Genomic DNA, 14,190 nt, shown 5'->3' on the forward strand with positions numbered 1-14,190 from the left:
CGGCCTGACAGCCGACCAGTTTCCTGCAGACTGCATGCGATCCCTGTGGGAGCGGGCTTGCTCGCGATAGCGGCCTGACAGCCGACCAGTTTTTACAGACTGCATGCAATCCCTGTGGGAGCGAGCTTGCTCGCGATGGCGGCCTGACAGCCGACCAGTTTTTACAGACTGCATGCAATCCCTGTGGGAGCGGGCTTGCTCGCGAAAGCGGTCTGCCAGAACACAGCAAAGGAACAGTCAAACATCCGGCTTTTTGGCGCATAAACGTAGTTCTGCAAGCACGTTTAAAGTACACGAACCGTTACGCCATAAGGGCTACAACACCTTGCGTCGTTGCCTACGCGTACGCCAGAATCCGCCGGCTTACGCGGCTATGGGGTGGGCTATATCGTTTCCCTGTCACTGAAAAACAGTGATCGGGTTTGGTAGCCCGTTTTCTTGACAGCCGTGTGGCGTCCCTTATGCAGTCTCATTTTTGGGGCTGGGTTTTATATGGTGGCCATGCGTGGGGCTCCTTCGGGGGCGCCGGGGGTTTCTCTGTCTTGACCGGTCTACCAACCCACGTATGGCCGCCACCCTTCGTTTGGTAGCGAAAGTGACGGCTCTTCAATTCTTTCAAGATAGAGAGTCCGTATGTTCAAAATTACGCCAAACCCACCAGAAACCGATTCAATCCCCTACGACGCCGCACTCGAAGCCGAAAACATAAAAACGGCCACCGAGCGAGCGATCAATCATTACCTCGATCCTGGGGCGCAGAAGACGTCCAAGCCATCGCGCAAGCCCGGCAAGATCTATCTGGTCAATCCAACGGTGGATGACGAAACGCTGCTGGTCGAAGCGTGTGAAACGCTGTCGTCGGCCAGTGACATGGCCCGGGATATCGGCGACACCGTCGATCCGTCGCAGCGCAAGGCGATGCAGATTCTGCAGCAGGTCATCATGCTGAGTGAGCTGCTGGTCAATCGTGTGCTGGATAACCATCACGTTTCGCGGTAGTTGCCGCCTCGGTGAGGGGCTTGTCCCCTCACTGCCTGGCAGCCGTCTATGAAAATCCTCAAGCGACTCTTTCCGGAGTTTCAGCTGATGTCCAAGACCGTCATTCCACCGTTAGAAGATCCGGTGTCCCCGTACGAATTTCCCGATTCAAGAAAACTCCACGACGCCGCCGAACGCGCCCTCGACTATTACCTGACCCCGGCAGCCCGGATCATGGCCACACCCTACACCCCAAACGACATGTTCATGGTCAACCCGCAAACCGACACGGAGTCCTTGCTGGCCAACGCCTGCGAATCCCTCGCGTCAGCCACGGTCATGCTCGGTGACTTTGCCGGCCTGCTGGAAGGGCCGAACCGCAAGACCCTGTTGGGCATTGCGCAAGTGGTGATGTTGGGCGAGTTGGCGGTGAATCAGGCGCTCGATAACCTCGTGCCGAAGGAGTAAACGGCACAAAAAAACCGGAAGCGTTTGGCTTCCGGTTTTTCCATCGATATCAAAAGCTCACAGCCTGCCAGTGATCACAAATTTATCGAACGCTTTCTGCCCATCACGCGCCGCTCGCTGCACATCAAGGAATGTCAGTTCACCTCGGACTTCCTTTCTCACAGGTTTGTCAGTCCTGACCCTCGGATTCTGCGTAGGTGATGTATTCATGCTGGCTAGCCCGTGTGAATAGGTTTGGACGACAAAGTAGAGCCGGGCTTCATTGCGTGCCAGTCAGTTGGGTCTGATTCAGTTGTAGGCACTGTCCGCGCTTTTTGAATGAGATTTTCGCCGGCAGACTGGGCCTCTTCGCGGGCAAGCCCGCTCCCACAAGGATGGTGGTGTTGCGAGAACTTGTGGCCAATGCGAAACCCTGTGGGAGTGGGCTTGCCCACGAAGAGGGCGGTGCTGGCTACGTCCATTTCAGACAGGCAATAAAAACCCCGGAAGCTTTCGCTGTCCGGGGTTTCTTTATTGTCAGAACAATCAGCGGTTAAACCGCTCCACCAACGAGTATTGCGTGTTGGCGGTCTTGGTCAGCTCTTCACTCAGCAACGCCGAGTTATGCGCCTGTTCCGAGGTCTGGTCCGCCAGTTCCGAGATGTTGCTGATGTTGCGGCTGATTTCTTCAGCCACGGCACTTTGCTCTTCGGTCGCGGCGGCGATCTGGGTGGTCATGTCGGTGATGTTGGCCACCGCTTCGCTGATGCCTACCAGTGCTTGATCCGCTTCCAGTACCCGCGCGACACCTTCTTCCGCCTGGCGATGGCCGGCTTCCATGGTTTGTACGGCGCTGGACGCAGTCTGTTGCAGCTTGGCGATCAGGGCGTGGATCTGGCCGGTGGATTCGCTGGTGCGTTGCGCCAGTTGGCGGACTTCGTCGGCGACCACGGCAAAACCACGGCCCATCTCGCCGGCACGCGCTGCTTCAATTGCGGCGTTGAGGGCGAGCAGGTTGGTCTGGTCGGCGATGCCTTTGATCACGTCGACCACGCCGCCGATTTCGTCGCTGTCCTTGGCCAGTTGCGTGACGGTCAGGCCGGTTTCACCCACGACTACGGACAGACGCTGGATGGCTTCGCGGGTTTCCCCGGCGATGTCGCGGCCGCGGCCGGTCAGGCGGTTGGCTTCCTGGGTGGCGTCGGCGGTGCGTTGAACATGGCTCGCCACTTCCTGGGTGGTGGCGGCCATCTGGTTGACGGCGGTGGCGACCTGTTCGGTTTCCACGCGCTGACGTTCCAGACCGCTGGAGCTGTTGTGCGCCAGGGCGTCGGACTGTTTGGCCTGATCGGTCAGGTGCTCGGCGGTGTCCTGCAGACGGGTCAGGCAGGTTTTCAGGCGGGCTTCCTGGCTGAGGATCGACATCTCCAGACGCGCCTGAGGGCCACGGCTGTCGGTGTACATCTGCGCGATCAACGGGTCGGACGTGGTTTGCTCGGCCAGACGCAGCAGGCGCTTGAGCCCGCGTTGTTGCCATTGCAGGCCCAGCAGGCCCAGCGGCACCGACAGACCGGCGGCGAGGGCGAAGCCCCACTGCGAGTTCAGGGTGGCGCCGATCATGAAGCTCAACTGGCTGACCAGAATGAACGGCAGCCAGTCTTGCAGCACCGGCAGCCATTTGTCTGTTTGAGGAATCGCCGACTTGCCCTGGTTGATGCGTTGGTAGAGCGCTTCGGCACGGCGGATCTGTTCGGCGGACGGCTTGACCCGCACCGACTCGTAACCGACCACCTGACTGCCATCGAACACCGGCGTTACATAGGCGTTCACCCAGTAATGATCACCGGTCTTGCAGCGATTCTTGACAATGCCCATCCATGGCAAGCCTTGTTTCAGTGTGCCCCACATGTGCGAAAACACCGCAGCCGGGACGTCGGGGTGACGAACCAGGTTGTGCGGCGCACGGATCAGTTCCTCTCGCGAAAACCCGCTGATTTCGACGAAAGCGTCGTTGCAGTAGGTGATCACGCCTTTGGCGTCGGTTGTGGAAATCAACCGTTGCTGAGCCGGGAAAGTCCGTTCGCGTTGTGTAATGGGCTGGTTATTACGCATGGTTTTTCAATCCGCAAGGCTTTGAAAGGTTGTCGGCGGGGGCGGCCATTTATTGAAATTTTTTTTCATTTATATGTACGGCGTCGCAAAACGGCCCTTGCTTCAACCCGCGAGCATCGGATAGGTGAACAGACCGAAGTGCAGCAGGTTCAGGCCAAAGTGCGTGGCGATCGCCGCACCGAGGCCGCCAAAACGGTAGGCCAGACCATAGCCGACACCCGCCAGGCTCGCCAGCAACACCCATTGCCAGCCGGCGCCCACATGCACCAGGCCGAACAGCAGGGACGCGAGCAGCAGCGCGAGGTTTTCGCCGTAGGGCAAGTGTTTGAAACGCCGGCTCAGGCCGCCCTGTATATAGCCGCGAAACAGTGCTTCTTCGACCAGCGTCACCAGCAGCAGATTGTTCAGCACCCACAGCCACGCCTGATCCGGCCACTTCGGCGCCCAGGTGATCATGCCCAGCAACACCGCGCCGCCGAGGGCCAGAATCACGCTCAACGTCAGTGCCAGTGCAGTGGCGTAAACGGTCAGGCGCAACGAGCGTCGCGCGACGATCCATGGGCAGACCAGTAGCAGCCAGAAACCAATCAGGGGTTTGTCGAGATTCAGGTACATCGAGAACGGTACGGCGTTGTCGGTGAAGCGCTGCGGCTCGATGGCCCGGCCGTTGTAGAAGCCCGGCAGCCAGTGCAGGGCCAGCGCCAGAGCCAGCACGATAAACAGGCCATGGCCGAGAAAACGCCCGACCGGCACGGTTTGCTGGCGCACGGCGTAACCGGCGAAAACCAGCAGTGCAATGGAGATCAGCGCCAGCCAGCCGAGCTGGCCGAAACTCAGCGCCAATCCGTAACCAAGGCTGAGAAGCCCGAGATAGAGCCATGGCAGAGCTGTCATGGAAAGTCCTTGTGCACGATTTGTGGACAGGCTTTCTACACGGGTGGGGGCGAGGGGACAAGTGAAGGTGTAGGGGAAAACCGGGACAGCGCCAATCCCTGTATGAGAAGTGAAGGAGGGCAAGTACCCCTGTGGGAGCGAGCTTGCTCGCGATGGCGGTGGGTCAGTGGCACAAAGGTCAACTGACACGCCCTCATCGCGAGCAAGCTCGCTCCCACAGGGATTTGCGTAAGGCTGAAATGTCAGCGTAGGTTGAGTTTCGCCGCCGCACGCTCGGTGATTTCCGTGCGCAACTTCAGCGAAGGCGCCGCACGTTTGCGGGCTTCTTCAACAACAGCACTCAGCGCAGTGTCCGGGCTTCCGGAATCAAACGGTGGCGCCGGCGCATATTCCAGCTGCAACTGCACCAGTTGCGCCGTGTCGACACCGACCAGTTCCTGCGCCAAGGTCAGGGCAAAATCGATCCCGGCCGTAATGCCGCCCCCGGTAAACAGATTGCCGTCACGCACCACCCGATCCTTCACCGCAATTGCGCCCAGTTTCGGCAGCAGATCGTGATACGCCCAATGCGTAGTCGCCCGTTTGCCCTGCAACAGACCTGCCGCGCCGAGCACCAGCGAACCTGTGCACACCGACGTCACGTAACGCGCCTGCGCCGCTTGCGACTTGATGAACGCCAGCGTCTGTTCATCTTCCATCAACGGCCCGACCCCCGCGCCGCCAGGCACGCAGATCACATCCAGATCCGGGCAGTCCTCGAACGTTGTGGTCGGTTTCAGCACCAGCCCGGTGCTGGCGGTGACCGGCACCAGATCCTTCCAGACCAGATGCACCTGCACGCCCGGCAACGAGGCCAGCACGTCATACGGGCCGGTCAGGTCGAGTTGCTGCACCTGGGGAAACAACAGAAAACCGATCTGCAACGCCATGATTCTTCTCCGTGAAAAGGGGTGGACGGCTTCACTGTAGGCGCGTAGGTTTTGGCGCATACGCCAATCAGCCCACGAATTACGCCAAATGCCGAAAACCATCCACGTCCTCGCGTTCGCCAATGTGCAACTGCTCGATGTCACCGGGCCGTTGCAGGTCTTCGCCTCAGCCAACGACATCGCCCGCCAGCAGGGTTTGCCTGCGCCGTACGCGCCAACGGTGATTGCCAGCGGTGGCGGGGCGGTGAACTCGTCTGCCGGGTTGGCGATGCTGGCCGAGCCGCTGCCGAAACAACCCAGCGATACCCTGATCATTGCTGGCGGCTGGGGTGTTTACGCCGCTGCGGAAGATGCCGAGTTGGTGAGTTGGGTGCGAGAGTACGCGAACGGCTGCCGGCGCGTGGCTTCGGTCTGCACCGGCGCCTTTCTGCTGGCGGCCAGCGGCTGGCTCGATGGTCGCCGGGTCGTCACCCACTGGACCCGCTGCGAACAACTGGCGCAGCAACACCCGCAATTGCAGGTCGAGCCCAATCCGATCTTCATCAACGACGGCCCGGTCTGGACCTCGGCGGGTGTCACCGCCGGCATCGACCTGGCGCTGGCCATGGTCGAAGACGACCTCGGTCGCGACATGGCCCTGGACGTCGCCCGGCAACTGGTGGTGTTCCTCAAGCGGCCGGGTGGGCAGTCGCAATTCAGCGTGACGCTGTCACTGCAAAAGCAGGGCAACCGCTTCGATGATTTACACGCGTGGATTGCCGAACACCTGACTTGCGATCTGGGCATCCCGACCCTCGCCGAACAGGCCGGCATGAGCGAACGCAGTTTCGTGCGCCACTACCGCGCCGACACCGGCCAGACCCCGGCCCGCGCCATCGAACTGATCCGCGTCGAGACCGCCCGCCGGTTGCTGAGCGATACCGGTTTGCCGATCAAACGGGTCGCGGCCAATTGTGGGTTTGGCAGTGAAGAGACGTTACGACGCAGTTTCCTGCGGGCTATGGGCGTGACGCCGCAGGCGTATCGGGAGCGGTTTTCGGTCAGCGCTGGAGCAGATCCAGTAATGCCTTGAGCGTTTCACCCGGCGCTTCCTCGGGAATGTTATGCCCGACACCCGCCAGCACTCGCCGCTCATAAGGCCCGGTGAAGTGGTGCGCATCTTCATCGTCATCTGGTGCCGGGCCAACGCCATCATCCGCACCGCAAAGCGAGATCGTTGGAACGCTGATCGCCGGTTGTTTCACCAGCGCCTGCTCCATCCCCTCCAGCGCCGGATCGCCCGGCGCATACATGAAGCGATGTCGGTAGGAGTGAATCACCACCTCGACGAAATCCGGGTTGTCGAACGCCGGTGCGCTCAGCGGGAAACGCTCGGCGTTCCGCGCCCAGGTCGGCGACCACAACTGCCAGAGCAACTCGCACATCGCCCGACGATTCTGCGTCAGCCCTTCAACGCCACGGGGCGTGTGGAAGTAGTACTGATACCAGTAGCGATGCTCGCTCTGCGGATCCAGCGGCTGGACCGAATTCGGAATGTCTTGCAGGTTGTAGCCATCGCCGGTGACCAACCCGCGCACCCGCTCAGGAAACAGCGCCGCCACAATGCACGCCGCCCGACCGCCCCAGTCGTAACCGCACAATGTCGCTTGTTGGATCCCCAGTGCATCCATCAGATCCAGCAGATCCTGCGCCAGCGCCGCTTGCTGGCCTGAGCGCAGCGTGTCCGGGCTGTTGAAACGGGTCGGGCCGTAGCCGCGCAAGTACGGCACGATCACCCGATAACCCTTGGCGGCGAGGGGCGGGGCGATTTCGTCGTAGGCGCGGGGGGAGTAGGGGAAACCGTGAAGCAGGATGACCGGCGTGCCGTTTTCCGGGCCGTGATGCTCATAGGCGATAGTCAGACTTTCAGACTTGCAAAACTGCATCACGGCTTGGGTCATACGGGATTCCTCAAGTTTCGGCTTCCGCCACCTGATTGAGATACTTGCTGCGATCCGGCGTAAACGTCACCACCATTTTCGTCCGCGAGCAGGTCATGACCCGTTCGGCACCCAGATCAATATCCAGATCTTCCCCACGCAAACCCTGCCACTGGGCCAGGTATTTCAGTGATCCGTACTTTTCATTCTTCTTCAGGCTGCGACTGACCCCGCCTTTCCAGCCCAGCACCGGTAGTTCATCGGCGCTGCAGCGTTGAGCGAGGTCGGGGAAACGGGTGGCGCGCTGGCGGCCGATTTCCCAGCATTTGATCAGGCCCTTGTCGGCGGCTTCCCATAGTTCATCGCGCTTGAGGCCGGTGCGCAGTGGGGTGTCGATCTGGCGGTGGATGCGTTGGCTCATTCTGGTTCCTTGAATCGGGTTTTTATTGGACAGCTCCGCTGTGCCCGTTGCGGTGGATGGTAGGGGGGGATGTAACAGCTGGCAACAAGGTATTTCGGGGTGTAAGTGCGAGTTGCGGGCCAAGCGTTACACGGGGTTGGCAGGTTTCTGTAGGCCGTGCCATCAACCAGTTGTATCGAAAGGAATCGATTGTGTGGGCCAACCCTTCAACTGCAAGGCTCGGGGGTGTTTACCGCTCGTAGGTAGCCTTCCTACAAGCGGCGATTGAAGTTGAGATCTTTCTTACAGGCTCTGGCGAAGATGGATGACTACGGCTGCCAGTAATTCTTCTCCCCACTCAACTTGCGATCCAGAAAACTCGCCGCGCTGATCAGCGCCAGATGCGTCAACGCCTGTGGCGTGTTGCCCAGATGCCGGCCACGGTTGTCGAATTCCTCCGCGTACAACCCCAACGGATTGGCATAACGCAGCAGTTGCTCGAATTCCAGATGAGCCTTTTCCACTTGCCCGGCGCGGGCGAGGCATTCCACATACCAGAACGAGCACGCGGCAAAAGCGCCCTCAGTACCGGACAAGCCATCAATACCCGCGTCGTCGTTGCGATAGCGGTAAACCATGCCGTCACGCACCAGATTTTTTTCGATGGCTTCCAGCGTCGCCAGCCATTTCGGATCCTTGGCGCTGACGAAACGTACCAGCGGCATCAGCAACATCGAGCCATCCAGCGCTGTGCCGCCCTGGTATTGCACAAAATGCCCGCGCTCTTCGTTCCAGAAGTTGTCCCAGATGTCGGCATGAATTGCCTGACGGGTCTGGTCCCAACGGGCGAAGGGCGCCGGCAGCGAGCGTTTCGAGGCCAGGCGGATGGCCCGGTCCAGCGCCACCCAGCACATCAGTCGCGAGTGCAGGAAGTGATGTTGCTCACCGCGCATTTCCCAGATGCCTACGTCCTTGGTCTGCCAGGTCTCACAGACCTGATCGACCACTTCCATCACATGTTTCCAGCCTTCGTGGGAAATCGCGTCGCCGTATTTGTTGACCAGATAAACGGCGTCCATCAGTTCGCCGAAGATATCCAGTTGAATCTGGTCGTAGGCGCCATTGCCGATGCGCACCGGTTTCGCGCCGCCGTGGCCGGACAAATGCGCGAGTTCGGTTTCCGGGAGTTCCTGGCGGCCGTCGATGGCGTAGAGGATGTTCAGTTTCATCGACTGGCCGCTGCAATCGCTGACCCGCCCGCGCAGCCAGCGCATGTAGCCGTTGGCTTCGTCGACAAAACCCAGGCGCATGAAGGCGTAAACGGTGAAGGAGGCGTCGCGGATCCAGGTGTAGCGATAGTCCCAGTTGCGTTCGCCGCCGGGTGTTTCCGGCAGGCCGAACGTGGCGGCGGCGAGGATTGCGCCGTGCTGGCGCGAGGTCAGGAGCTTCAGCGCGAGGGCCGAGCGGTTGACCATTTCGCGCCAGCGACCGCGATAGTTGGACTGGCCGATCCAGTCGCGCCAGAACTTCAGCGTGCGTTCGATGCACAGCTGCGCGGCGCCTTCGGCGAACCGCGGATCGTCGCTGGCGCCGAGCATGAAGGCCGCCGTCTGATCCTGTTTGAGGGTGAATTGTCCGACTGCCGCTTCGTTATCGACGCTCAGGGTTTGATCCGAGGCCAGTCGCAGCGTCGGCTGCCCGCTGGCGCTGAACAGCACATCCTTCTTGTCGATTGCGGCGCGGGTTTCAGCGCGAGCGTAGTCATGCCGAACGGCGCAGCGCAGATGAAACGTCGCCTGCCCGCTGACCACCCGCACCCGGCGCATCAACAGCGGCAAGGCATCGTCGTTGTCGCCAATCGGCAGCAGGTCGGTGATTTCCACCACGGCGTGGTCGCTGAGCCAGCGGGTTTGCAGGACGTTGGTGTCCGGCAGGTAGATTTGTTCGCGCCGGGCATCGGGCAGATCCGGGGCCAACTGGAAAATCCCCGCATCGGGCGTGTCCAGCAGCGAACAGAAGATCGACGGGCTGTCGAACTCCGGCCAGCAGAAGAAATCCACGCTGCCCTTGTCATTGACCAGCGCGGCGCTGCGCATGTCGCCGATGATGCCGTGGGCGTCGATGGGGCTTTGTCGTTCTGGATGATGCTCAGCCATTGCCACGGAACTCCGGATAGAGGCTCATGCCGCCGTCGATGAACAGGGTGGTGCCGACGATGTAGTCGGAGGCGTCGGAGGCGAGAAACACCACCGCGTTGGCCACGTCCTCGACATCGCCGATGCGCCCGTAAGGGATGAGTTTGAGCAGGGCCTGGCCGGCGTCGCCTTCGGTGGCATCCTTATTGATGGCCGTGCGAATTGCTCCCGGTGCGATGCCGTTGATGCGGATTCGCTGGTGGCTGACTTCCTGGGCCAAAGTCTGCATCAACTGATCGACGCCGCCCTTGGACGCCGCATAGTTCACATGCCCGGCCCACGGAATGCGCTGGTGTACCGAACTCATGTGGATGATCTTGCCGGCAGCCCGGGACACGCCTTCGCGCACGCCCTGGCGATTGAAAATCCGCAGCGCGGCGCGGGCGCAGAGGAACTGGCCGGTGAGGTTGACGCCGATCACCGCGTTCCAGTCGGCCAGCGACATATCCACAGCCACCGCGTCTTTTTGCAGGCCGGAATTGGCCACCAGAATGTCCAGTGTGCCGAAGGTGTCGAGGGTCTGCTGGAACAGCCGCTCTACGTCTTCTTCCTTAGAAACATCCGCGCGAATGGCGATGGCCTGACCACCGTCGGCGACGATCTGCCGGGCCAGCGCTTCGGCGGGCTCGGCCTGACGGTTGTAGTTGATGACCACGGCAGCACCAGCGGCGGCCAAGGCTTTGGCGGCGCCGTGGCCGATGCCGGAACTGGCGCCGGTGACCAGTGCCACCTGACGGGCGAGGGAAATCTGCATGCAGGGTCGCGCCTTGGGTTGAGGGCTTATTTAGCTGACTGATGGGCGGCGGCGAGAGTTCATCCGCGTACATGAAATCATCGACAGCTTTATGTGGCAGCGATTGGCCCTGCACGCCACAGGGACTTCACATTCCACCAACAATTCCTCGCTTCCCCGGCCGTCAGGCTTTGTGGCAACTTGGCCGCCCCTGATGAGGCTGCATCCGATGGCAAACCCTTACCGCGAACTGTTCAACGCCCCCGGCGCCCGGGCTTTTGTGATTGCCGCGATGATCGCGCGCATGCCGATTTCCATGACCGGCATCGGCGTGATCACCATGCTCTCGCAATTGACCGGCGGCTATGCGTTGGCGGGCGGGGTGGCGGCGACGTTTGCGCTGGCCACGGCGTTTTGCGCGCCGCAGGTGTCACGGCTGGTGGATCGTTTCGGCCAGGGGCGGGTGCTGCCGGTGGCGGCGCTGATCGGCGGGGGCGCGCTGCTGATGTTGCTGCTGTGCACCCGTTTGCAGGCGCCGACCTGGACCCTGTTTGTCTGCGCTGCACTGGCCGGTTGCATGCCGAGCATGTCGGCGATGGCGCGGGCGCGCTGGACCGAAATCTATCGTGGCCAGCCGCAATTGCAGACCGCTTATGCGCTGGAGTCGGTGCTCGATGAAGTCTGCTTTATTGTCGGCCCGCCGTTGTCGGTGGGACTGTGCGTCGGTGTGTTCCCCGAGGCTGGGCCGCTGGCGGCGCTGTTGATGTTGGCGATCGGCGTGACAGCTTTCGTCGCCCAGCGCAGCACCGAGCCGCCGGTGCATCCGCACGAATCGCAGCATCAGGGTTCGATCATTCGTTCGACCGACGTGCAATGGCTGTTGGCGTTGATGCTCGCCATGGGTGTGATTGTCGGCGTGGTGGATGTGGTCAGTGTCGCGTTCGCCCAGCAGCAGGGGCAGCCGGCGGCGGCGAGCATCGTGTTGTCGGTGTATGCCATCGGTTCCTGTCTGGCCGGCATTGCCTTCGGCGCGATGCGCTCGAAGTTGCCGTTGCCGCGCCTGTTTCTCTACGGCGGTCTGGCGACGGCGGTGACCACTTTGCCGTTGTTGCTGGCGAGCAACATCTTCGGGTTGGCCGTCGCGGTGTTCATCGCCGGGCTGTTCTTCTCGCCGACCCTGATCGTGGCGATGGCGTTGATCGAGCGCATCGTGCCGCCGGCCAAACTCACCGAAGGCCTGACCTGGCTGGTGACCGGTTTGAGCATCGGCGTGGCCATCGGCGCGGCGGGTTCCGGCGCGCTGGTGGATGCGTTCGGCGCGCGCAGCGGCTTCTGGCTGGCGATTGCCGCCGGGGCAGTGGTGCTGGGCTCTGCGGTGCAGAGCTTTCGTCACCTCAAATAATGCCGGTTACCAGCCTCGACCCGAGTTCACCCAGAAGTTGACCGACAGCGACGTCGACACCGACTCCACCTGATGGAACCAGCCCTCTGGCAGGAACAGCAGATCACCAGCCTCCAGCGTAACCCGCAGGAATGTCACGTCGCGCGCGACGGGGAAACGATCATAGTCCGGAGCATCCGGATTGAAATCACAACCATCCAGTCCGCCTTCCGGCGCGGTGGACCAGGTGCCCAGCGCTTCGCGATGGTGGGGCGCGGCGAGGGTGAATTTCTTCTGGCCCCAGACCTGGGCGAACAGGTTGTCGGAGTCGTCGCGGTGCAGCGGCGTCAGCGTGCCCTTGGGGCCGATCCAGATCCGTGGCGGGATGAACAGCGAGCCATCGAAATAGGGCGGGTATTTGATCTGCTGCATCAGCGCGGCCGGCAGGATGTTGTTGCCCATGTACGCTGGCGGCTCGCCGTCCGCACTCTTGGCCGCCGGGCTGTCCAGCGAAGCGATAAAGTCGGCCATCGAGGTGGAGCGGAAATCCCGTTCGGTGGAGAAGGTTTTCTTCACATAATCGCCATGGCGGGTGATGCCCTGCAGTTCGGCGAAATGCACCAGCGATTCTTCGCGGCTGAGCTTGAACAGCGGCCAGTCGTGCAAGGCATTGCTGATGACCACCGGCGTGCCGAAGGGCAGGTAGCGCTCCTCGAATTCCTGGACTGACAACTCGCTGCGCGGCCGGCGCTCGACGACAGTCTGCGCCGGTCGTGCGGCTGTGATGGTTTCACTGCGGCGCGGCGGCGTCGGGTAGCGTTTGTTCATGTCGACCTTTTGCGCCGGCGCACCACCGTGGCGGGCGTGGTCGATGATCTGCGGCAGCATCGTCGCCAGTCCCATGTTGCCGCCGATCTTCAGCCGCCCGCTGGCGAAGAGTTCTTCGACGTTGGCGGTGCCGCTCATGATCCCGGCAAAATCGTTCGGCGCCACTTCAATGGTCACGTCCGGGTTCGGGTGTCGACCCGCCTCGGTACGGGTGCTGGCCTTGACCTCGGACCAGCACGCCAGCTGTGGACCCAGCACGAATTGGAAAACGCCTTCGATGCCGACGGCACCGGCATTGGCGAACAGCTTACCCAGGATGGTCTGCAAGTCCACGGAGAATCCTCGTTGTTGTTTTGGCCTGAACGGTTAACGAGGGTTTGTGGGGGAAATTTAGCCACCGCCGACTAATTCTCCGGGTCGTTGATCCGTACCCTCTTGAAGAGACATTTTTTCGAGGGAAGCGTGGTGACCAAGTTGACCCTGCTGTGCCTGCCGTACTCCGGCGCCAGTGCCATGGTCTACAGCCGCTGGCGGCCAAAGCTGCCGCAATGGCTGCAACTGCAACCGGTGGAGCTGCCGGGGCGCGGCGCACGGTTCGACGAACCGCTGCACACCGACATGCGCGTACTGGCGATGCAACTGGCCAGGGAATTGCGCCCGACGCTCAAGACCCCTTATGCGTTGTTCGGTCATAGCCTGGGCGCGCTGATCGCCTGCGAAATCGCCCATGCACTGCGGGCGCTGGGCTGCCCGGAACCGGTGGCACTGTTCGCTTCGGGCACCGCTGCGCCGACCATGCGCGCCGATTACGACCGCGGTTTTGCCGACCCGAAGACCGACGCCGAGCTGATCGATCAGCTGCGCACGCTCAACGGCACCAGCGAGGAAGTGCTGGCCAACGAAGAGTTGATGAGCCTGACCCTGCCGATCCTGCGCGCGGATTTCCTGCTCTGCGGCAAATTCCAGCCGTTGCAGCGCCCGCTGCTCAAATGCCCGGTGCATGTACTCGGCGGCAAAGCCGACAAGGCCACCACCGAGCAATTGATCGGCTGGAGCAAGGAAACCTCGGGCAGCTTCTCGGTGGACATGCTGGCTGGCGGGCACTTCTTCATTCATGAGCACGAAGCCCGGGTGCTCAAGGTGATCAAGGATCAACTTGAGGTGCATCATCGTCGGCATGCGCTGGCCGTCTCGGCCTGAGGCTTTACCTGTGGGAGCGAGCTCGCTCCCACAGGGGTATTTGGAAAACCAGAAAATCCGCGCTTTACCTCCTCTCTGACACTTCTTCTCAATCGCTAATTTTTCCAGTCTGCATTCGTTTTATAGGGACGACGTGCCTTTGTGCTGCCTGCCTACTGATCCGGATGCCAAGAA

At 61.5% G+C, this 14,190-nt stretch carries 13 protein-coding genes; 5 read left to right on the forward strand and 8 right to left on the reverse strand.

Annotated features, from left to right (window positions below; all coding sequences use genetic code 11):
• Positions 1–633: 633 nt before the first annotated feature.
• Positions 634–999 carry a DUF6124 family protein gene (locus tag PMI24_RS17940; RefSeq protein WP_007956334.1) on the forward strand — a complete coding sequence of 122 codons (366 nt, stop codon included), beginning with the start codon at positions 634–636 and terminating at the stop codon, positions 997–999.
• Between the two features lie 87 nt (positions 1,000–1,086).
• The gene (locus PMI24_RS17945; RefSeq protein ID WP_007956335.1) at positions 1,087–1,446 is read left to right on the forward strand and encodes a DUF6124 family protein; all 360 of its coding nucleotides are present in this window, start codon (positions 1,087–1,089) and stop codon (positions 1,444–1,446) included.
• Positions 1,447–1,971: 525 nt separating this feature from the next.
• Here the strand turns inward: PMI24_RS17945 and PMI24_RS17950 are convergent.
• From PMI24_RS17950 to inhA, 3 genes are all read right to left on the reverse strand, one after another.
• Positions 1,972–3,537, reverse strand: a complete 1,566-nt coding sequence (locus PMI24_RS17950) for a methyl-accepting chemotaxis protein (protein WP_007956336.1) — start codon at positions 3,535–3,537, stop codon at positions 1,972–1,974.
• Between the two features lie 102 nt (positions 3,538–3,639).
• Positions 3,640–4,431, reverse strand: coding sequence for a CPBP family intramembrane glutamic endopeptidase (locus PMI24_RS17955; protein WP_007956341.1), 792 nt, complete (start codon positions 4,429–4,431; stop codon positions 3,640–3,642).
• Positions 4,432–4,673: 242 nt separating this feature from the next.
• Entirely contained in the window at positions 4,674–5,360 is a 687-nt protein-coding gene (gene inhA, locus PMI24_RS17960) for an isonitrile hydratase (protein WP_007956343.1), read from the reverse strand.
• An 88-nt stretch (positions 5,361–5,448) separates the two neighbouring features.
• Here inhA and PMI24_RS17965 point away from each other — a divergent pair, with 88 nt between their 5' ends.
• Positions 5,449–6,432 carry a GlxA family transcriptional regulator gene (locus tag PMI24_RS17965; protein WP_007956345.1) on the forward strand — a complete coding sequence of 328 codons (984 nt, stop codon included), beginning with the start codon at positions 5,449–5,451 and terminating at the stop codon, positions 6,430–6,432.
• Here the strand turns inward: PMI24_RS17965 and PMI24_RS17970 are convergent.
• From PMI24_RS17970 to PMI24_RS17985, 4 genes are all read right to left on the reverse strand, one after another.
• Positions 6,401–7,300 carry an alpha/beta fold hydrolase gene (locus PMI24_RS17970; protein ID WP_007956347.1) on the reverse strand — a complete coding sequence of 300 codons (900 nt, stop codon included), beginning with the start codon at positions 7,298–7,300 and terminating at the stop codon, positions 6,401–6,403. The genes PMI24_RS17965 and PMI24_RS17970 overlap by 32 nt on opposite strands.
• 10 nt (positions 7,301–7,310) lie before the next feature.
• Positions 7,311–7,700, reverse strand: a complete 390-nt coding sequence (locus PMI24_RS17975; RefSeq protein ID WP_007956348.1) for a hypothetical protein — start codon at positions 7,698–7,700, stop codon at positions 7,311–7,313.
• Between the two features lie 308 nt (positions 7,701–8,008).
• The gene (locus PMI24_RS17980; RefSeq protein WP_007956349.1) at positions 8,009–9,835 is read right to left on the reverse strand and encodes a glycoside hydrolase family 15 protein; all 1,827 of its coding nucleotides are present in this window, start codon (positions 9,833–9,835) and stop codon (positions 8,009–8,011) included.
• Positions 9,828–10,628, reverse strand: coding sequence for a glucose 1-dehydrogenase (locus PMI24_RS17985; RefSeq protein WP_007956350.1), 801 nt, complete (start codon positions 10,626–10,628; stop codon positions 9,828–9,830). The genes PMI24_RS17980 and PMI24_RS17985 overlap by 8 nt, the downstream gene beginning before the upstream one ends.
• Before the next feature lie 208 nt (positions 10,629–10,836).
• Here PMI24_RS17985 and PMI24_RS17990 point away from each other — a divergent pair, with 208 nt between their 5' ends.
• Entirely contained in the window at positions 10,837–12,009 is a 1,173-nt protein-coding gene (locus PMI24_RS17990; protein WP_007956351.1) for an MFS transporter, read from the forward strand.
• Between the two features lie 6 nt (positions 12,010–12,015).
• Here PMI24_RS17990 and PMI24_RS17995 read toward each other — a convergent pair whose 3' ends face one another.
• Entirely contained in the window at positions 12,016–13,149 is a 1,134-nt protein-coding gene (locus PMI24_RS17995; protein ID WP_007956352.1) for a cupin-like domain-containing protein, read from the reverse strand.
• A 129-nt stretch (positions 13,150–13,278) separates the two neighbouring features.
• On the opposite strand from PMI24_RS17995, the gene PMI24_RS18000 reads away from it, so the two are divergent.
• Positions 13,279–14,016, forward strand: a complete 738-nt coding sequence (locus PMI24_RS18000; protein ID WP_007956353.1) for a thioesterase II family protein — start codon at positions 13,279–13,281, stop codon at positions 14,014–14,016.
• The last annotated feature ends 174 nt before the right edge of the window (positions 14,017–14,190 follow it).

It is taken from the genome of Pseudomonas sp. GM25 (assembly GCF_000282255.1).
GTDB lineage: Bacteria > Pseudomonadota > Gammaproteobacteria > Pseudomonadales > Pseudomonadaceae > Aquipseudomonas > Aquipseudomonas aphyarum.

Excerpts from the sequence above, each read along its gene's own strand:
- PMI24_RS17940 (WP_007956334.1), top strand. The coding sequence starts at position 634 with ATGTTCAAAATTACGCCAAACCCACCAGAAACCGATTCAATCCCCTAC.
- PMI24_RS17945 (WP_007956335.1), top strand. The coding sequence starts at position 1,087 with ATGTCCAAGACCGTCATTCCACCGTTAGAAGATCCGGTGTCCCCGTAC.
- PMI24_RS17950 (WP_007956336.1), bottom strand. The coding sequence starts at position 3,537 with ATGCGTAATAACCAGCCCATTACACAACGCGAACGGACTTTCCCGGCT.
- PMI24_RS17955 (WP_007956341.1), bottom strand. The coding sequence starts at position 4,431 with ATGACAGCTCTGCCATGGCTCTATCTCGGGCTTCTCAGCCTTGGTTAC.
- inhA (WP_007956343.1), bottom strand. The coding sequence starts at position 5,360 with ATGGCGTTGCAGATCGGTTTTCTGTTGTTTCCCCAGGTGCAGCAACTC.
- PMI24_RS17965 (WP_007956345.1), top strand. The coding sequence starts at position 5,449 with ATGCCGAAAACCATCCACGTCCTCGCGTTCGCCAATGTGCAACTGCTC.
- PMI24_RS17970 (WP_007956347.1), bottom strand. The coding sequence starts at position 7,300 with ATGACCCAAGCCGTGATGCAGTTTTGCAAGTCTGAAAGTCTGACTATC.
- PMI24_RS17975 (WP_007956348.1), bottom strand. The coding sequence starts at position 7,700 with ATGAGCCAACGCATCCACCGCCAGATCGACACCCCACTGCGCACCGGC.
- PMI24_RS17980 (WP_007956349.1), bottom strand. The coding sequence starts at position 9,835 with ATGGCTGAGCATCATCCAGAACGACAAAGCCCCATCGACGCCCACGGC.
- PMI24_RS17985 (WP_007956350.1), bottom strand. The coding sequence starts at position 10,628 with ATGCAGATTTCCCTCGCCCGTCAGGTGGCACTGGTCACCGGCGCCAGT.
- PMI24_RS17990 (WP_007956351.1), top strand. The coding sequence starts at position 10,837 with ATGGCAAACCCTTACCGCGAACTGTTCAACGCCCCCGGCGCCCGGGCT.